15 protein-coding genes are annotated in these 17,829 nt (G+C 67.8%); 7 read left to right on the top strand and 8 right to left on the bottom strand.

The genetic code is table 11. From position 1 onward, the window contains the following. Window positions 1–158: 158 nt before the first annotated feature. Entirely contained in the window at window positions 159–1,232 is a 1,074-nt protein-coding gene (gene purM, locus O9344_RS10080) for a phosphoribosylformylglycinamidine cyclo-ligase (protein ID WP_298476053.1), read from the top strand. After that, window positions 1,229–1,816, top strand: a complete 588-nt coding sequence (gene purN / locus O9344_RS10085) for a phosphoribosylglycinamide formyltransferase (protein WP_298476055.1) — start codon at window positions 1,229–1,231, stop codon at window positions 1,814–1,816. The genes purM and purN overlap by 4 nt, the downstream gene beginning before the upstream one ends. Window positions 1,817–1,820: 4 nt before the next feature. Here the strand turns inward: purN and O9344_RS10090 are convergent, their stop codons facing one another. The 3 genes from O9344_RS10090 to ndk form a co-directional block, all read right to left on the bottom strand. Then, complete coding sequence (locus O9344_RS10090) at window positions 1,821–2,453, bottom strand: PilZ domain-containing protein (RefSeq protein WP_298476058.1); 633 nt, start codon at window positions 2,451–2,453, stop codon at window positions 1,821–1,823. Between the two features lie 164 nt (window positions 2,454–2,617). Further along, on the bottom strand, window positions 2,618–4,720 hold the full coding sequence (locus tag O9344_RS10095) for a molybdopterin oxidoreductase family protein (RefSeq protein WP_298476061.1): 2,103 nt from the start codon (window positions 4,718–4,720) through the stop codon (window positions 2,618–2,620). Window positions 4,721–4,860: 140 nt separating this feature from the next. After that, the gene (gene ndk, locus O9344_RS10100) at window positions 4,861–5,286 is read right to left on the bottom strand and encodes a nucleoside-diphosphate kinase (RefSeq protein WP_298476064.1); all 426 of its coding nucleotides are present in this window, start codon (window positions 5,284–5,286) and stop codon (window positions 4,861–4,863) included. 256 nt (window positions 5,287–5,542) lie between these two features. Between ndk and O9344_RS10105 the strand changes: the two genes are divergently transcribed. Further along, window positions 5,543–5,866: a hypothetical protein gene (locus tag O9344_RS10105; protein ID WP_298476067.1), complete on the top strand. Its 324-nt coding sequence runs from the start codon at window positions 5,543–5,545 to the stop codon at window positions 5,864–5,866. Window positions 5,867–5,980: 114 nt separating this feature from the next. Here the strand turns inward: O9344_RS10105 and O9344_RS10110 are convergent, their stop codons facing one another. Continuing rightward, window positions 5,981–6,700 carry an aquaporin gene (locus O9344_RS10110; protein ID WP_298476070.1) on the bottom strand — a complete coding sequence of 240 codons (720 nt, stop codon included), beginning with the start codon at window positions 6,698–6,700 and terminating at the stop codon, window positions 5,981–5,983. 231 nt (window positions 6,701–6,931) lie between these two features. On the opposite strand from O9344_RS10110, the gene O9344_RS10115 reads away from it, so the two are divergent. Next, window positions 6,932–8,791 (top strand): ABC-F family ATP-binding cassette domain-containing protein, encoded by a 1,860-nt coding sequence (locus O9344_RS10115; RefSeq protein ID WP_298476073.1) that lies wholly within the window; start codon window positions 6,932–6,934, stop codon window positions 8,789–8,791. A 9-nt stretch (window positions 8,792–8,800) separates the two neighbouring features. Here O9344_RS10115 and O9344_RS10120 read toward each other — a convergent pair whose 3' ends face one another. From O9344_RS10120 to O9344_RS10135, 4 genes are all read right to left on the bottom strand, one after another. Beyond that, window positions 8,801–9,484: a YafY family protein gene (locus O9344_RS10120; RefSeq protein ID WP_298476078.1), complete on the bottom strand. Its 684-nt coding sequence runs from the start codon at window positions 9,482–9,484 to the stop codon at window positions 8,801–8,803. Window positions 9,485–9,547: 63 nt separating this feature from the next. Further along, on the bottom strand, window positions 9,548–10,735 hold the full coding sequence (locus O9344_RS10125; protein ID WP_298476081.1) for an MFS transporter: 1,188 nt from the start codon (window positions 10,733–10,735) through the stop codon (window positions 9,548–9,550). Continuing rightward, window positions 10,732–11,184, bottom strand: coding sequence for a DNA polymerase III subunit chi (locus O9344_RS10130; protein ID WP_298476084.1), 453 nt, complete (start codon window positions 11,182–11,184; stop codon window positions 10,732–10,734). Before O9344_RS10130 ends, O9344_RS10125 begins: the two co-directional genes overlap by 4 nt. 44 nt (window positions 11,185–11,228) lie before the next feature. Further along, entirely contained in the window at window positions 11,229–12,725 is a 1,497-nt protein-coding gene (locus tag O9344_RS10135; protein ID WP_298476086.1) for a leucyl aminopeptidase, read from the bottom strand. A 203-nt stretch (window positions 12,726–12,928) separates the two neighbouring features. On the opposite strand from O9344_RS10135, the gene lptF reads away from it, so the two are divergent. The 3 genes from lptF to O9344_RS10150 are packed head-to-tail and all read left to right on the top strand — an operon-like array spanning window position 12,929 to window position 17,792. After that, on the top strand, window positions 12,929–14,104 hold the full coding sequence (gene lptF, locus O9344_RS10140) for an LPS export ABC transporter permease LptF (protein WP_298476089.1): 1,176 nt from the start codon (window positions 12,929–12,931) through the stop codon (window positions 14,102–14,104). Continuing rightward, window positions 14,104–15,183: an LPS export ABC transporter permease LptG gene (lptG, locus tag O9344_RS10145; protein WP_298476092.1), complete on the top strand. Its 1,080-nt coding sequence runs from the start codon at window positions 14,104–14,106 to the stop codon at window positions 15,181–15,183. The genes lptF and lptG overlap by 1 nt, the downstream gene beginning before the upstream one ends. Beyond that, window positions 15,183–17,792, top strand: coding sequence for an LPS-assembly protein LptD (locus O9344_RS10150; protein WP_298476095.1), 2,610 nt, complete (start codon window positions 15,183–15,185; stop codon window positions 17,790–17,792). The genes lptG and O9344_RS10150 overlap by 1 nt, the downstream gene beginning before the upstream one ends. Window positions 17,793–17,829 lie beyond the last annotated feature (37 nt).

Genomic DNA, 17,829 nt, shown 5'->3' on the forward strand with positions numbered 1-17,829 from the left:
CCACCGGTCATGCGACGACGGGCCGGCAGCGTCAATCCCGCAGATAAAGTGGTGCGGCGAAGGACCTACGACGGCGGGGAAAAGACGCGTTCACGCGGCTTGGCCGTTGCGGGGCGGCCCGGCAAGGGCTAATCGGGCACGATCAGCGAGACAATGCCGTGACCGAGACCCCTTCCCGCCCCAGCGGCCTGACCTATTCAGAGGCCGGTGTCGACATCGATGCCGGCAACCGCATGGTCGACATGATCAAGCCGCTGGTGCGGGCAACCGCCCGGCCCGGCGCCGATGCCGAAATCGGCGGCTTTGGTGGTCTCTTCGACCTGAAGGCGGCGGGCTTCAAGGACCCGGTGCTGGTCGCGGCCAATGACGGCGTCGGCACCAAGATCAAGATCGCCATCGAGACGGGCAAGCATGACACGATCGGCATCGACCTCGTGGCCATGTGCGTCAACGACCTCGTGGTGCAGGGCGCCGAGCCGCTGTTCTTCCTCGACTATTTCGCGACCGGCAAGCTGTCGCCGGAGGCCGGCGCGCAGGTGGTCAAGGGCATCGCCATCGGCTGCCGCCAAGCCGGCTGCGCGCTGATTGGCGGCGAGACGGCAGAAATGCCCGGCCTCTATGCCGATGGCGACTACGACCTCGCGGGCTTTGCGGTGGGCGCGGCGGAACGCGGCACCTTGCTGCCGCGGGGCGTTGTCGAAGGCGACGTCGTTCTCGGGCTCGCCTCGTCCGGCGTCCATTCCAACGGCTATTCGCTGGTGCGCCGCATCGTCGAGCGGTCGGGCCTCGCCTGGGACGCGCCGGCGCCCTTCGATCCGTCGCGCAACCTCGGCGAGGCGCTGCTCGAGCCGACCCGCATCTATGTGAAGAGCGTGCTCGGCGTCCACCGCGCCGCTGGCGCCATCAAGGCCCTCGCCCACATCACCGGCGGCGGCTTCGTCGACAACATCCCGCGCGTGCTGCCCGACGGCCTTGGGGCAGCGATCAATCTTTCGGCGGTCACCATGCCGAAAGTCTTCGGCTGGCTGGCCGAGGTCGGCGGCATTGTCGAATCCGAGATGGTGCGCACCTTCAACTGCGGCATCGGCATGGTGGTCGTGGTGGCAGCGGGGGATGCGGACCGGGTTGCCGAGGGCTTCCGCCTCGCCGGCGAGACCGTGGCGGTGCTGGGCCACATCACCAAGGCTGCGGCCGAGCCGCGCGTCACCTTCACGGGGACGCTGTCGTCGTGACGAGGAAACGCGTCGCGGTCCTCATTTCCGGGCGCGGCTCGAACATGGCGGCGCTGATCGCCGCCGCGAAGGCGCCGGACTACCCGGCCGAGATCGCGCTGGTCCTGTCGAACGTGCCCGGCGCTGGCGGCCTCGCCATCGCCGCGGCCGATGGCATCGCCACCGCCACCATCGACAGCAAGGCCTATCCCCGCGACCGCGAGGGCTTCGAGCGGGCGATGCAGGCCGTGCTGGAGGCGCAGCGCATCGACATCGTCTGCCTTGCCGGTTTCATGCGGATCCTCACGCCCTGGTTCGTCGGCCAATGGGGCGGGCGGATGATCAACATCCACCCTGCCCTCCTTCCCGCCTACAAGGGCCTCGACACCCATGCGCGGGCTCTGGCGGACGGTGCCACCGAGCATGGCGCGACGGTGCATTTCGTCACGCCGGAGATGGATGAGGGCGAGATCATCCTGCAGGAGGCGGTGCCGGTGCTGCCCGGCGACACGGCGGAGACGCTGGGCGCGCGGGTTCTCGCCGTCGAGCACCGCATCTATCCGGCAGCGCTCCGGATGATCGCGACCGAGTACAGCCTGCTCTGAGCCTTCAGCGCGCGAAGATCAGGTGCTCGAGCGCGCCCGGCTCCTGCTCCTTGAGGAAGGCGACGGCAAAGCCTTCGGGGAAATGGCGGCACACCCGTCCCGGGATCTTCCCAACCGCCAGCACCGTCCCGATGGCCGGCACCATGTCGGCGGAGATCGCCGCGCCGGTCAGCGACATGTCCATGATCAGGCAGGACAGGATCGTGCCATCGGCGAAGGCCAGTTGCGCGAAGGGCTCCAGCGGCACGATCCGGGCGGCGAGGCGCAGGTCGTGGGTGTCATGGGCCTGGTGCTCCTGCATCCAGTCGAGGTGGCGGGAAATCCTCCCCCGCTCGCCCTCGGATACGGTGAGGCTCATGACGAAGCCGCCGTCGAGAACGCGAAGGATGCGGCCCGACAGCTTGCCGAAGCTCGGGATGTAGGCGATGGCGCGATCGTTGAGCGTCGCCTTGACCGGAGCGGCCAGCATCAGCGCGCGGCTCGACATGTTGATGGCGCGGCAGGGGAACTCGCGCCGCTGACCGGCCTCGTCCCGCAATGCCGAGAGCGAGCAGGTCCCGGCGAGGCTCATGATGACGCGCGGCTCCGAACGCCGTTCGGCGCCGTCGAAGGCGGCAATGTCAGAAACCATACGCATTGGGGCAATCATTCGTGAGGGCCGAATGAGGGCAGGATAATCACCAGCCCCCAACGGATGATTAAGACCCAAATAAAACTTGAGTCGAAGACCCCGATTTCACGTAATCGCCGGTTACCCTAGCGTCATTTTAGCCAGCGTTTATTGCCGCAGCGTCAACTTTCTCAGTAAAGCCGTATCCACACTTTGTTGTCGTGAAATGCCGCGCCGCCGAAGGGGGCGACCGCATCCGCGCCGGTCAGCATGTTGATGCCGCGGCCGCCCTCATGGTCGGCATTGGCCCAGAGACCTTCGGCGACGAGGGTGCCGGCCCGGGTCTGGTCGGTGATGCGGGCATGGAGGATCACGGTGCCGCGCGGCGATCCGACCTGGACCCTGGCGCCGTGGTCGATGCCGAGGCGCCCGGCATCGGCGGGATTGATCATCACCTCGGGCCGGCCCTCGCGCTTGCGCGACGACGGCGTCTCGGCGAAGGACGAGTTGAGGTAAGAGCGCGCCGGTGAGGTCGCGAGCTTGAACGGATAGGTCGCGTCCGGCTCCTCGGTCACGGCCCAGTGGTCGGGCAGCGACGGCATCGTCTCGACCGGCCCCATCGTGCCGATACTGGCATAGGGCACGTTGGGCCAGTCCGGCTTGAAGCGGAACTTCCTGTCGCCATAGGCGAAGCCGTTGAGATAGTGCGCCTCCTCGAATTTCGGCTGGACGTCACGGAAATTGGTCACCTCCAGCTCGGCGAACGTGCCCCAGCCGGATTTCTGCAAGGTCCAGTCGATGATCTCGCGCGGCGTCATGGCGAAGCCGTCATGCTGCGCACCCAGCCGACCGGCCAGATCGGTGATGACCTCGTGGTTGGAGCGGCATTCGCCGGGCGCATCGACCAGCTTGAGGCCGAGCATGATGTGCTGGTGGCCGCCACCCTGGTAGAGGTCGTCGTGTTCCATGAACATGGTGGCAGGCAGGACGAGATCGGCCATCTTCGCCGTGTCGGTCATGAACTGCTCGTGGACCACGGTGAAGAGGTCGTCGCGGGCGAAGCCCTCGATGACCTTGGCCTGGTCGGGCGCGACATTCACCGGGTTGGTGTTCTGGATGAGCAGCGCGGTCACCGGCGCGCCTTCCGACCCGTCAGGGCGGCGCAGCGCCCTCGCCTCGCCGGTGAGGATCGCGCCGATGCGCGACTGGTCGAGCATCCGCACCGCGGGGTCCTTGGCCTCGAGGCCCTCGATGAGGGACTTCCGCCAATGATAGATGGCGCCGTTGTTGTGGAAGGCCCCGCCGCCCTCGTGCTTCCAGGCGCCGGTGATGGCGGGGATGCAGGAGGCGGCGTGCATGTTCACCGCGCCGTTACGCTGGCGGCCGAAGCCATAGCCGAGGCGGAAGAAGGTCTTCTTGTTCTCGCCGACCAGCTTGGCGAAGGCCTCGATCTCCTGCGTCGTCAGGCCGGTGATGGCGGCAGCCCATTCCGGCGTGCGGCTCTGCAAATGCGATTCAAGCTCGGCCGGTACGTCCGTGTAGGCATTGAGATAATCGCGATCGGCATAGCCGTCGCGGAAAAGCACATGCATGACCGCGCAGGCGAGCGCACCATCGGTGCCCGGCTTCACCACGAGGCCGAGATCGGCCTGTTTCACCGTGTCGGTGCGATAGACGTCGACAACGACGATCTTGGCGCCGCGCTCCTTTCGCGCCTTCATGGCATGGGTCATGACATTGACCTGGGTGGAGACCGGGTTGGTGCCCCAGATCACCACCACGTCGGCCTTGGCCATCTCGCGCGGATCGACGCCGGCGAGGCGGCCGGTTCCGGCGATGAAGCCGGACCAGGCCATGTTGGTGCAGATGGTCGAGTAGAAGCCGGAATATTTCTTCACGTGGCGAAGGCGGTTGATGCCGTCGCGCTGCACGAAGCCCATGGTGCCGGCATAGTAGTAGGGCCAGACCGTCTCGGCCCCAAAGCGCTTCTCGGCCTCGAGGAAGCGCTCGGCGGTCATGGCCAACGCCTCGTCCCAGGAGATGCGCTGGAAGGTGCCGGAGCCCTTCGGGCCCTTGCGGATCAGCGGGTGGAGCAGCCGGTCCGGGTGGTGGATGCGCTCGGCATAGCGCGCCACCTTGGCGCAGATGACGCCTGCCGTGTAGCTCTGGTCGGGATCGCCATGGACGCGGCCGATCGTCTTGCCGTCGATGACCTCCACCTCAAGCGAGCAGGCGGACGGGCAGTCGTGCGGGCAGGTCGACTTCAGGCGATCGACACGCAGCGGTGCGTTCATGCGGGCTCCGGGGGCTCAGCGGCAGGCTGGAACGACGCCAGACTACAGAAAGCGGAGCCAACGAAAAAGGCGGGCCTCAAGCCCGCCTTCCGCATAGCTGTGGACCATCCGGGGGCCTGAAGGCCGCCCGGACAACCGGATCAGGCCGGCAGGATCTCGTTCTCGGAGAAGAACTGGGCGATCTCGATCTTGGCGTTGTCGACGGAGTCGGAGCCGTGCACCGAGTTCTCGCCGACCGAGACGGCGTAGAGCTTGCGGATGGTGCCCTCGGCGGCCTGGGCCGGGTTGGTGGCGCCCATGATCTCGCGGTACTTGGCGACGGCGTTCTCGCCCTCGAGCACCTGCACGACCACCGGGGCCGAGACCATGAAGTCGACGAGTTCGCCGAAGAAGGGACGCTCCTTGTGGACCGCATAGAACTTGCGGGCCTCGGGCAGCGACATGCGGATGCGCTTCTGGGCGACGATCTGCAGGCCGGCCTTCTCGATGACGGCGTTCACGGCGCCGGTCAGGTTCCGCTTGGTGGCGTCCGGCTTGATGATGGAGAAGGTGCGCTCGATGGCCATGATGGCTCCTTGGGAACGGGTCGGCGGGATGTGGGCGCGCTCATAGCAGCGGGCCGGCGCGCCCGCAACGGGCCAGCGGTGGCGACGTCGTGGCCGGCATCGCCGCAGGGCGTCGCAGCTGAACGCTGGATGAAGAGAGGGATCAGAGCCGGTTCAGAGGCTGGGGGGCAATGTCCGCTCCATGGTCACCGCGGGGACGCCACCGGGCTCTCCGGACCCAGGTGATCCGAGCCACTGGAGATGCACGATGCGCCGCATGGTTCTGTCCGCCCTCGCCGGCCTCGCCGCCCTCGGCGCGGTCACCGCCACGCCCAATGATGCCAAGGCCCAGGTCTCGATTGGCATCGGCTTCGGAGCGACCCCGGTCCAGTGGGGCGGCCCGCCGCCGCATTGGGGCCGCCCGGGCTGGGATCGCCCGGGCTGGGATCGCCCGCGCTGGCACCGTCCGCCGCCGCCCTACGGTTACGGCTTCTACCGTCCCTATCGCCCCGCCTATGTGGCGCCGACCTGCTGGCGCGAGCGCCGCTGGGTCGACACGCCCTGGGGCCCCGAGGTCCGGCACGTCCGGATCTGCCGCTGAGCCTTCCTGAGTAGTCGCGCGGGCCCCTTGTCGCCCCACCCAACCCGGCTCGCGCGGGTACGGGCCCGTCACCGAGGATGTATCGGTGGCGGGCCTCGTCCGTTTCGGGAGGCGTCAGGCCTCCAGAATCTTGGCCTTGAACAGCGCGCCGGCCGCCGCCGCCGCGACGAGAGGCACGAGGATGAACAGCCAGAGCTGGGCGATGGCCTGGCCGCCGACGAAGAGCGCCGGGCCGATGGAGCGCGCCGGGTTCACCGAGGTGCCGGTCACGGGGATGAGCAGCAGGTGGATGGCGGTGAGCGTCAGGCCGATGGCAAGGCCCGCCATCGCGGGCGAGCCGGCCTTCGACGTCACGCCGAGGATGGTCACCAGGAACAGGAAGGTGCCGACGAACTCGCCGATCATGGCCGAGCCGGTGCCGTAGCCCTTGGCCGCGTCCCAACCATTCTGTCCGAGCCCCGCCGCGGTGACATCCCAGCCGCCGGCCTTGCCGGCGAGGGCGATATAGAGAACAGCCGCACCGACGATGGCGCCCGCGACCTGCGCGGCGATGTAGCCGGGCACCTCGGAGGTCGGCATGCGGCCGGCCATCCAGACGCCGACGGTGACGGCCGGATTGACGTGGCAGCCGGAGACCGGCCCGATGCCATAGGCCATGGCGACAATGGCGAGACCGAAGGCGAAGGCGATCGGCAGGGTCGCGAGCGCGGAGGTGGGCTGACCGGCGCCGAACACGGCCCCCTGCCCGCCGAGGGTGACGACGCCGCAGCCGATGATGACCAGCGCGGCGGTGCCGATGAATTCGGCAATGTACTTGTTGGTGGATGATGCCATGTCCCCGTCCTCTCGATGCGTTTGCCTTCGCCCGGCTGTAGCCGCTGGGTCGCCTTCATCATAACACCGGGGATGGGACAGGAATGCGGGTTCTCCCTGTGTTGACGTGGCAGGAGACGCCAGCCGCCATCCTGGGACAGCCCGAGAATCGTTGCACCTCCGCGAAGCTGGGTTGATGAGCGCCAACCGCCTGCGCTTGCATCGGACGGCCCGCTCCGCCAAAAGCCCCCCATGCTGCAGATCAACGACCTGACCGTGCGGGTGGCCGGCCGCGTGCTCATCGACAATGCCTCGGTGATGCTGCCGCCGGATGCGCGCATCGGCTTCCTCGGCCGCAACGGCACCGGCAAGTCGACGCTGTTCAAGGTCATCCAGGGAGAGCTCGGCGCCGATTCCGGCACGATCAAGCTGCCGTCGCGGGCGCGGATGGGCGGCGTCGCGCAGGAGGCCCCCGGCGGGCCGGATTCCCTTCTGGAGTTCGTGCTGAAGGCCGACAAGGAGCGCGCCGCGCTTCTCAAGGAGGCCGAGACGGCAACCGATCCGCAGCGCATCGCCGAGATCCAGACGCGGCTCGTCGACATCGACGCCCATTCGGCACCGGCGCGGGCCGCGGCCATTCTCGCCGGCCTCGGCTTCGACACGGCGGCGCAGGCACGGCCGTGCTCGGACTTCTCCGGCGGCTGGCGGATGCGCGTGGCGCTGGCTGCGGTGCTGTTCACCGCCCCCGACCTGCTGCTGCTCGACGAGCCCACCAACTATCTCGACCTCGAAGGCACGCTCTGGCTGCAGGATTATCTCGCGCGCTACCCGCACAGCGTCCTGCTCATCAGCCACGACCGCGACCTGCTGGACGCATCCGTCGAGCACATCCTCCATCTCGACCAGGGCAAGCTGCAGCTCTGGAAGGGCTCCTACACGACCTTCGCCAAGTCGCGCGCCATCGAGATCGCGGTGCGCGAAAAGGCGGCGAAGAAACAGGAAGACAAGCGCGCCCATCTCCAGAGCTTCGTCGACCGCTTCCGCGCCAAGGCGACCAAGGCGCGGCAGGCGCAGTCGCGCCTCAAGATGCTGGAGAAGATGGAGACGGTGACGACCATCGTCGAAACCGACGTGCCGCCCTTCATCATCCCCGAGCCGCAGCGCAAGGCCTCGCCGCCGATCATCACGCTGGAAGGCGTGTCGGTCGGCTACCAGGAGGGCTCGCCCATCCTGCGTCGCCTCGACCTCAGGATCGACGACGACGACCGGATCGGCCTGCTCGGCGCCAATGGCAATGGCAAGTCGACCTTCCTCAAGCTGATCTCCGACCGTCTGAAGCCGATGGCCGGGCGCCTTGTCCGCGCCGACAAGCTGAAGATCGCCTATTTCGCCCAGCACCAGCTCGACGAATTGCGCCCCGCCGAGAGCGTCTATCAGCACCTGCGCCGCCTCATGCCGGACGAACCGGAGGCGAAGGTGCGTGCGGCCTGTGCCCGCGCCGGTTTTTCCGGCGAGCGCTCCGACACCAAGGTCTCCTCGCTCTCGGGGGGCGAAAAGGCCCGCCTGCTCTTCGCCATCGCCGTGTTCGACGGGCCGAACCTGCTCATCCTCGACGAGCCGACGAACCATCTCGACATCGACAGCCGCGCCGCGCTGGTGGAGGCGCTGAACGGCTATGCGGGCGCGGTGATGATCGTCTCGCACGACCGGCATCTGCTGGAGGCGACCGTCGACCGGCTCTGGCTGGTGCGCGACGGCACGGTGAAGACCTTCGACGGCGATCTCGACGACTACCGCAAGATCGTGCTGTCGGGCCCCGCCCCTGCCGGTGACAAGCCCGAGAAGCCGGCCGCAGCGAAGCCGCAGGCGGCGGCGCGCGGCGAGGCCAAGGCGCTGGCGAAACGCGTCGCCGAGGTCGAGGCGACGATGGAGAAGCTGCGCGGCGACATCGACAAGATCGACCGGATCCTCGCCCAGCCCGGCTATTTCGAGGCTCACCCCGACAGCGCCGCCCAGGCCGCCAAGACGCGGGGCCTGCGCGAGAAGCAGCTCGCCGAGGCGGAGGAGGCCTGGCTCGAGGCCAGCGCCGCGCTGGAGGCGGCGGGGGGCTGAACTGACCCGTCAGTTCTCCTTGATCGTCTTGCGCCACCTGGCGCGCAGCACGCTCGGCCGTTCGGGATAGCGCTCCTCGAGGAAACTCGCCGAGGCGATGCGGTCGGAGCGGAAGGAGCGGAAGTCGCGGCGCAGCTCGCACCAGGCGATGAGGTGGCGCACGCTGTCGAAATAGCCCACGGCCACCGGCCAGATGATGCGCTCGGTCGCCCTGCCCTGCTCGTCGTTATAGCCGAGGGCGATCTTCTTGCCCTCGTGGATCCAGCCACGGACCTTGGCGAGGTCGATGCGGTCCTCGGTCGGCTCCCAGGCTGGGCCGGTGCGCGAAACAGGGTCGAGCGCCACGTCGCGCAGCTTTTCCGGCACGATGGCGGCGAGCTTGGCGATGAGGTCGGCGGCGGCGCGGGAGAGTGCCGGATCGCCGCGCGACTGCACCCAGCGGGCGCCGAGGGCAGCGGCCTCCAGCTCGTCCGATGTCAGCATGAGCGGCGGCAGGTCGAAGCCGCCCTCCAGCACATAGCCGAGGCCGGCTTCGCCACGGATCGGTACGCGCTGGCCGATCAGCGTGGAGATATCGCGATAGATCGTGCGCTTGGAGGTCTCGAGCTCGGCGGCGATGGCCTCGGCCGTCAGCGGTCGGCGCGAGCGGCGCAGGATCTGGATGATCTGGAAGAGTCGGTCTGATGGTCTCATGGGCGCAGGTTGCCGGAGGGCTGCTGACATCGTTGTGACAGCAGCCTGTCAGCAGCGCCAGCCCTAGCGTCGAAAACGCCGCGACCAGGCGATGGCGAGGAGGCCCGCGAGCCCGAGGCTCGAGACCGAGAGCGTCACCATGACGGGAACGTAGCCGACCTGGGCGATGGCAAGGCTCGCCGGCAGGGCGATGACCGTCATGGCGGCGAAGAAGGTGGCGTTGAACACGGCCATGGGCGTGGCGCGCTGCTCAGGCGGGGTGCCGTCGCAGATCCAGGCGGAGAGGACGGGAAAGCCGATCGAATGGCCGAGGCCGAAAACGAAGCCGGCCGCAACGACGCCGGGCAGGCTGGTGGCGAGCGCCACCATGGTCAGGCCCGTCGCGAGGAGGACAGCCCCACCCGCCACCACCAGCCGGCGATCGACATTCTCGATCAGGGCGAGGCCGCCAAAGCGCACTGCAAAGATCGACACGGTGAAGGCGGTGAAGAAGGCGCCGACGACGATGCCGCGCTCCACCAGGAAAGGCGCGGCATAGGCGCTGATGAAGCCGAACATGTAGCCATAGACGATGGCCGCGACGAGCGGCGGCCAGATGCGGCGGCTCGCCAGCAGGCCGAGGATGCCGCCGACCGGCCCCTCCGTCTTGTCGACGGGCCGGAGCGTCCAGAGCAGCGGCAGGCCGAGGAGGCCCGGCACAGCGCCGGCGAGGAAATAGCCGTTGTGGCCGAGCCAGTGATAGAGGAACTCGGCGAGGATGGGGCCGAAGGCATAGGGCAGCGGGGCCATGGCCGAGAGCAGGCCGAAGAGGCGCACGAAGCGATCGCGGGTCAGCCGGGTCGAGCCATAGGTCATGACTGGCGCGTGGAAGAGCGCGAAGCCCGTGCCCTGGATCAGCCGCGAGGCGAGCGAGCCGATCACGCTCTCGTGGGTCAGATAGAGGCTGACGAAACCGACCACGGTGAGCACCGCGCCGATCCTGACCGTCTGCAGGATACCGATGCGGTTGGCGAGCGGGCCGGAGAACAGGCTCATGGCCACCAGCGGCACGCCATAGATGGCGATGAGCAGGCCGATGTCGCGGGGCGAGAAGCCGAGATCCTCCCAGACCACGGCCAGCAGCACCGACTGCTGGTTGGTCATGGCGGTGAGGAAGATCACCGCCGCGAGGCGGGCGAATTCGCTGCGGGCGGCATGATCGATGAAACCGGGGGCTGCGTCGGCATCGCCCGGCGAGACCTCGCCGGTCACGCCTTCTTGCTCCAGCGGCCGGTTTCGTCCTGTTGCCAGTAGGTGCAGGCATGGCCGCCGGCGCGGGCGACTTTCCAAGCCTCGCGCGCGCGATCGACCGCGTCGGGATCATTGCCGTCGAACATCAGGACGATGCGCTCGTAGGTGCCGGCATCCTCGGGCAGCGGCGCCCCAACGACGAGAAAGCGCACGCTGGCGCCATTGGCGCGCGTCGGCCCGGCGGTGATCAGGATCGGCTGCGCCGCCGCATCGGCCTCGCGGTCGGTGCCATGGGCGAGAAAGCTTGCATCGTCATAGGTCCAGAGCAGCGCATCGAGCGCCTCGACCCGCTCGGGCGAGGCCGCCTCGACCGCGACCTTCCAGCCGCGTTCCACCGATTTTTCGAGCAGCACCGGCAAGACCCTTTCGAGCGGCTGGTTCTGCAGATGGTAGAACAGGATGTCGGTCACGAGTCCCCGCGATTATGCATGGCTCACGGCCCTGCGGCCGGCCCTCACCGCTCGTAGCCGTCTGCCACCAGCCGGTCGAGCAGGCGCACGCCCCAGCCGCCGCCCCAGGAGCGGTTGAGATCGCCCTTGATCGAGTTCATCGCCGTGCCGGCGACGTCGAGATGGGCCCAGGGCGTGTCGCCGACGAAGCGCTGGAGGAACTGGGCGGCGGTGATGGCGCCACCATGCCGGCCGCCGGTGTTCTTCATGTCGGCGAACTGGCTGTCGATCAGCTTGTCATATTCGGCCGTCAGCGGCATCCGCCAGACCTTCTCGCCGGTGGCAAGGCCGGCGGCGGAGAGCTTGCCAGCAAGGTCGTCGTCATTGGCGAAGAGGCCGGCATGTTCCTGGCCGAGCGCCACCATGATCGCGCCGGTGAGGGTCGCGAGATTGACCATCGCTTTCGGCTTGAAGCGATCCTTGGCGTACCAGAGCACGTCAGCCAGGACGAGGCGTCCCTCCGCGTCGGTGTTGATCATCTCGATGGTCTGGCCGGACATGGAGGTGAGGATGTCACCGGGGCGGTAGGCATTGCCGTCCGGCATGTTCTCCACGAGGCCGATGAGGCCGACGACATTGACGCGGGCCTTGCGGGCGGCGAGCGCGTGCATGGCGCCGACCACCGCGGCGGCGCCGCCCATGTCGCCCTTCATGTCCTGCATGCCCTCGCCGGGCTTCAGCGAGATGCCGCCGGTATCGAAGCAGACGCCCTTGCCGACTAGGCAGACCGGCGCCTCGCCGTCCTTGCCGCCCTCCCAGCGCATGATGACGACATGGCTTTCCCGGGCCGAGCCCTGGCCGACCGCCAGCAATGCGCCCATGCCGAGCTTCTTCAGCTCCTTGTCGCCGAGGATCTCGACCTCGACGCCGAGCTTCTCGAGCTCGCCGGCGCGCTTGGCGAAGGCGGTGGGGAAGAGCACGTTCGGCGGCTCGTTGACGAGGTCGCGGGCGAGATCGACGCCATCGGCGATCGCCTCGCGGGCCTTGAAGGCCTTCCGGGCCCCTTTCTCGTCGGAGACAAGGATGGTCACGGTCCGCTTGCGAACGCCCTCGTCGCTGTCCTTCTTCTTCGTCTTGTAGCGGTCGAAGGCATAGAAGCGTAGGCGCAGGCCGAGCGCGAGGTCCGCGGCCTGGTCGGCCGACAGCGGCCCCGCCGCAGTTTCGGCCATGATGGTCGCCTCGGTCGCGGCATCCGGCAGACGGCCACAGATGGCGCCGCCGAGCTTCACGACATCAAGCTCCGACCAGCCATCGCCCTTGCCGATCCCGGCGAAGAGCAGGCGGGTCGCTGCGACCTTCTCGGGCGCGAGGATGTCAAGGAAGCTGGCGGGCTTACCCTTGAAGCCGTCGGCCTTTGCGGCACGCTCGACGAGATCACCCGCCTTGTCGAGAAGGCGCGCGGCGCGTGGCGGCACGGCGAGATCGGAGCCGACAAGGGCGACGACGACGCCCTCGGTCTCGGCGGAAAGGGAGGCGAACTGGATCTTCAGGCTGTCTGGCATGGGCTCGAACTTGCTGATCGGACGAATCGGGCGCAATCCCGTCGCGTTCACACTATCGCGACGTTGTGGCCCAAGGGAGACGCGCCGCAGGGAATCGCCGTCATGCCTTCGGGCGACCTTGCCGGCGCCACGTTCGGGCTCTACTGGCTGGGAGGTTGAGTTCCGGCGGGGTTGGCGGTCCCCCGCGGCAGCATGGGCCGGGTATGGGATCCCTCGAACGCTACATTTTCCGCCAGGCGGCGCTGGCCTTTGTCGGCGGACTGTTCATCCTGACGCTGGTCGTCTGGATCACCCAGGTGCTGCGCCAGCTCGACCTTGTGACGAACAGCGGCCAGACCATCGCGCTGTTCTTCCTGATGACCAGTCTCGGCATTCCCGTGCTCCTGGCGCTGATCGCGCCGATCTCGCTGTTCATCGCGGTCATGCAGACGCTGAACAAGCTGAACGGCGATTCCGAGCTCATCGTCATGTCGGCGGCGGGCGTTCCGCCCTGGCGCATCGCCAAACCGCTGCTGATGCTCACCGCCATCGTCATGGTCTTCGTCGGCTCGCTGTCGCTGTGGCTGACCCCCTCCTCCATCCGCTACTTCCGCCTGCTTCTGACCCAGGTGCAGGCCAACATGCTCAGCGCCATCGTGCGCCCCGGCCAGTTCACCCAGGCGGATCGCGGCCTGACCTTCCACATCCGCGACCGCGCACAGGGCGGCGTGCTGCTCGGCATCGTCGTCTCCGACACGCGGGACCCACAGGTCCACATGACCTATGTCGCCGAGCGCGGGGTCATCACCGAGCAGCCGCAGGGCACGTTCTTCGTGCTGGAGACGGGCAACCTGCAGCGCCGCGACATGCGCGACGGGGCGACCTCGATCGTCGTCTTCGACCGCTATGCTTTCGACCTGTCGCAGCTCACCCAGGCCGCCGAAACGATTTATAGACCTTCCGAGCGCTATACGTCGGAGCTCATGAACCCCAACCCTGCCGATCCCATGCTGGAGCGGTGGCGGGGCAGGTTCCGTCAGGAGCTGCACGACCGTTTCGCCGCGCCGCTCTACCCACTGGCCATGATGTGTATCGCGTTCGCCATGCTGGGACAGGCTCGCACCACGCGGCAAAGCCGCGGTGCCGCGATCGCCGGGGCGATCGCCATCATGGCTGCCGTCCGCGGCGGCGGCTTTGCCGTGTCCGGCCTCGTAGCGGCGCGACCCGGCACCGTACCTTTCGTCTATCTCTTGCCGATCGCTACCATCCTGTTCTTCGGGGCGGTGTCCCTCGGCTGGATCCGCGTCCGGACGCCAGAGGCGCTCAACCGCCTGTCGAGCGAGCTCAGCGAACGCCTCATGCGCCTGGTGACGCCCCGCACGGCCGGGGGCGGCGCCTGATGATCTCGACCTTCTCCCGCTACATGACCCGGAAGTTCCTCGGCTCGGTGGGCGGGACCTTCCTCGGCACGGCGGGCCTGGTTCTGATCGTCGATTTCGTCGAGCAGCTGCGCCGCGTCGAGGACCCGACCCGGGCGCCGACCCATCTCGTCGCCCTCCTCACCATCTACCGCGTGCCGGCTTTCATCGAGATCGTGCTGCCCTTCGCCGTGCTGGTCGGCGCGATGCTCTGCTTCCTCGGCCTGTCGCGGAAGCTGGAACTGGTGGTCGCCCGGGCCGCCGGGCTCTCCGCCTGGCAGTTCCTCTCGCCCGCCATCGTCGTGGCGCTGCTGCTCGGCGTCTTCGCCGCCCTGGTCTACAACCCCGTCGCCTCGGACTTCCGCGAACGCGGCGTGAGGCTGGAGTCGCAGCTTTTCGGGCGCAACCTGTCGGAACAGCGCACCAATTTCTGGCTCCGCCAGGCTACACCGGGCGGCCAGGCCGTCATCAACGCCGCCTCGGCCATGGATCGCGGCCAGCGGCTGAGCGGTGTCAGCATCCTCGTCTACGACACCGACGGCCATTTCAAGGAACGCATCGACGCCGACGGGGCCGAACTCGGCGATGGCTACTGGCTGCTCAACCGGGCGCGGGTGACGCCGGTCGGCGCCGAGCCGGTGAACCATGACACCTACAGGCTGGCGACGCGGCTGACCGCCGAGCAGGTCCGGCAGAGCTTCGTCATGCCCGAGCAGGTGTCGTTCTGGGAGCTTCCACAGTTCATCGAACTCGCCCGCCGCTCCGGCCTGCCAGTGGCCCGTTTCGAGCTTCAGTACCAGCTCCTGCTCGCCCGGCCCCTCCTCCTGGTGGCCATGGTGCTGGTGGCTGCCGCAGCGTCCTTGCGGTTCGCGCGCCTCGGCGGATTGGGCCGGACAATTCTCGGTGGCGTGGTCGCCGGATTTTTGCTTTACGTGGGTTCCGAACTCGCGGGCAATCTGGGGCGCTCGAATCTCGTGCCCCCGGTCCTGGCCGCGTGGTCGCCGGCATTCATCGGTGCGTTGATGGGTTTCATGGTTCTACTGAAGCAGGAGGACGGCTGATGCTTCGCTCAGCAAGCCGCCCTAAGGCTTCCACGACCCGAATCGCCCGCTCTGCCCTGACTGCGGCCGCCAGCCTGATGGTGCTGGCCGCCGCAGCGGGCGGACTTGCACCCGCGCGCGCGCAGAACGCCGCCGATCCGGCGGAACGCCGTCTCTTCATCCTCGACCCCACGCAGATCCAGAACCAGCCGCAGGTTCGCTCTCCGGTAGCTCCCGCAACGGTCGCCCCCGGCGCCGGTCTCGGCTTCACCCGCACCGAGCGCGGCGCGCCGATGCAGGTCAATGCCGGGCAGATGGTCTACGAGGAGCAGAGCGGCCGGGTTTCAGCCCGCGGCAGCGTCCAGATCTATTATGACGGCCGCACCATCGAGGCCGACGTCGTCACCTATGACCAGCGGTCGGGCCGCGTCCGGGCGACCGGCAATGTGCGCATCACCGAGCCATCGGGCGTCATTGCCCATGCGCAGGACATGGAGTTCGACCAGCAGTTCACGCAGGGCTTCGTGCGCTCGCTGAACATCGAGACGCCGGACCGCCGCTTCATCGGCGCGGCGGAGGTGACGCGCGAGAACGGCGACACCACGATCTTCGAGCGGGCGACGTACACGGCGTGCGACTCCTGCCGCGCCGACCAGTCGAAGCCGCCGACCTGGACGATCAAGGCCAAGCGGATCATCCATCGGGAATCCGAGCGGACCATCTATTTCGAGGATGGCCGCTTCGAGATGTTCGGCATCCCGATCGCCTATATGCCGCGCTTCTGGGCACCGGATCCGACCGTCCGCAAGGCCTCCGGCTTCCTCATGCCCGGCATCTCCGGCTCCAACCGCACCGGCATCGGCGTCGAGGTTCCCTATTTCTGGAACATCCAGCCGAACTACGACCTGCTCATTGCGCCGCGCTACTACGCCCGGCAGGGCTTCATGCCTGTCGTCGAGTGGCGGCATGGCTTCGAGAGCGGCTACTACACGATCCGCGCCGCCGGCATCCGCCAGAACGATCCGGGCGTCTTCACCTATTCGAACGGCACGAACGAGGTCGGCAACCGCGAGTTCCGCGGCATCATCCACACGACCGGCATCTACCGGCTGACCGAGCGCTGGTCGGTGGGCTGGGACCTCAACCTGATGTCCGACACGGCCTTCCTGCGGGACTACTCGCTGATGCTGCCGGGCCAGACGGAGGCCAATTCCAGGTTGTTCCTGCGTGGGCAGGGCCCGCGCAGCTGGTTCGACCTGTCGACGACGCGCTATGTCGGCATCACCGCGACCGACACCGACAACAAGATCCTGCCGACCACCCATCCGGTGCTCGACTATTTCAAGGTGCTCGACCAGTCAGTGGCCGGCGGCGAGGTGTCCTGGCGCACCAGCGTCGTCAGCCTTACGCGCGAGGCAGCGGATGCGTCGCGGCGCAATCCGCTCGCTGATCCCCTTGTTGTTTGCAACCGCAATGTTGCCAACAGCGTCACGCCCGCCAACTGCCTGGTGAACGGCATCGACGGCCTCTATTCGCGCGCCTCGGCCGAGGTCGCCTGGCGCCGCCGCATCATTGACGGCATGGGCCAGGTCTGGGAGCCCTTCGTCTCGGCTCGCGGCGACGTGACTTATCATCAGCTGAAGGACAACAGCGCCGTCCTCGGCTCGTTCTCGCGCCTCGCCCAGGACGACCGCGTCTACACGCGCTTCATGCCGACGGTCGGCATCACCTACCGCTATCCGTGGATCGCCGCGAACCCCTATGGCACGACCACGATCGAGCCGGTGGTGCAGTTCATCGCCCGCCCGAACGAGACGAATATCGGCAACATCCCCAACGAGGATGCCCAGAGCCTCGTCTTCGACGACACCAACCTGTTCCAGGCCAACAAGTTCTCGGGTTGGGACCGCGTCGAGGGCGGCGGCCGGATGAACTACGGCCTCAACCTCACCCACCGCTTCACCAACGGTTCGACGGTGAACGTGCTGTTCGGCCAGTCGCTCCACCTGTTCGGGATCAACTCCTTCACCTCGGGCGCCATCAACGACATGGCCTCGACCGGTGCCAATTCGGGCCTCGACAAGCCGCGGTCCGACTATGTGGCGCGCATCCAGTACCAGATCGACCGCAACTTCCGTCTCTCGGCCCGCGGCCGCTTCGACGAGCGGACCTTCGCCATTCAGCGCGGCGAGTTCGACGCCACCGGCCGCTTCGGCGATTTCGCGCTGACCGGCACCTTCGGCTATCTCGCCCCGCAGCCGCTGCTCGGCTACCAGGTGGCGCGCAGCTCGGTCGGCGCCGCGATGTCCTATTCGCTCACCCAGACCCTCACGGTCTATGGTGCGGCGCGCTTTGCCTTCCAGCGGCAGAACCTCGCGGCAACCGGCGTCGCCGACCTTGCCGAGAAGAACAAGGTTGAGGGTCTCACCGTCGGCGTGAACTATCTCGACGATGCCATGCAGCTCGGCTTCTACTATTCCCGTGACTTCGCCGCCGAGGTGGTGACGCAGGGCGCCGTCACCTCGACGCGCGACGTCCACCGCTTCATGTTCCGGTTCAACCTGCGGACGATCGGCGAGCTGACGCTGTCGCAGAACGTCTCGAACTGGTTCAATCCCCCCTCGCAATGAACCGCCTGCCCTGATTGCGCCACCCTCTTGGGCGAGG

Source organism: Phreatobacter sp. (assembly GCF_027532945.1).
Classification (GTDB): Bacteria; Pseudomonadota; Alphaproteobacteria; order Rhizobiales; family Phreatobacteraceae; genus Phreatobacter.

Coding starts and splice junctions, on each gene's coding strand:
- O9344_RS10105 (WP_298476067.1), top strand. CDS start 5,543: ATGGTTCTGTCCGCCCTCGCCGGCCTCGCCGCCCTCGGCGCGGTCACC.
- lptG (WP_298476092.1), top strand. CDS start 14,104: ATGATCTCGACCTTCTCCCGCTACATGACCCGGAAGTTCCTCGGCTCG.
- O9344_RS10120 (WP_298476078.1), bottom strand. CDS start 9,484: ATGAGACCATCAGACCGACTCTTCCAGATCATCCAGATCCTGCGCCGC.
- O9344_RS10115 (WP_298476073.1), top strand. CDS start 6,932: ATGCTGCAGATCAACGACCTGACCGTGCGGGTGGCCGGCCGCGTGCTC.
- ndk (WP_298476064.1), bottom strand. CDS start 5,286: ATGGCCATCGAGCGCACCTTCTCCATCATCAAGCCGGACGCCACCAAG.
- O9344_RS10150 (WP_298476095.1), top strand. CDS start 15,183: ATGCTTCGCTCAGCAAGCCGCCCTAAGGCTTCCACGACCCGAATCGCC.
- O9344_RS10110 (WP_298476070.1), bottom strand. CDS start 6,700: ATGGCATCATCCACCAACAAGTACATTGCCGAATTCATCGGCACCGCC.
- O9344_RS10095 (WP_298476061.1), bottom strand. CDS start 4,720: ATGAACGCACCGCTGCGTGTCGATCGCCTGAAGTCGACCTGCCCGCAC.
- lptF (WP_298476089.1), top strand. CDS start 12,929: ATGGGATCCCTCGAACGCTACATTTTCCGCCAGGCGGCGCTGGCCTTT.
- O9344_RS10090 (WP_298476058.1), bottom strand. CDS start 2,453: ATGCGTATGGTTTCTGACATTGCCGCCTTCGACGGCGCCGAACGGCGT.
- O9344_RS10135 (WP_298476086.1), bottom strand. CDS start 12,725: ATGCCAGACAGCCTGAAGATCCAGTTCGCCTCCCTTTCCGCCGAGACC.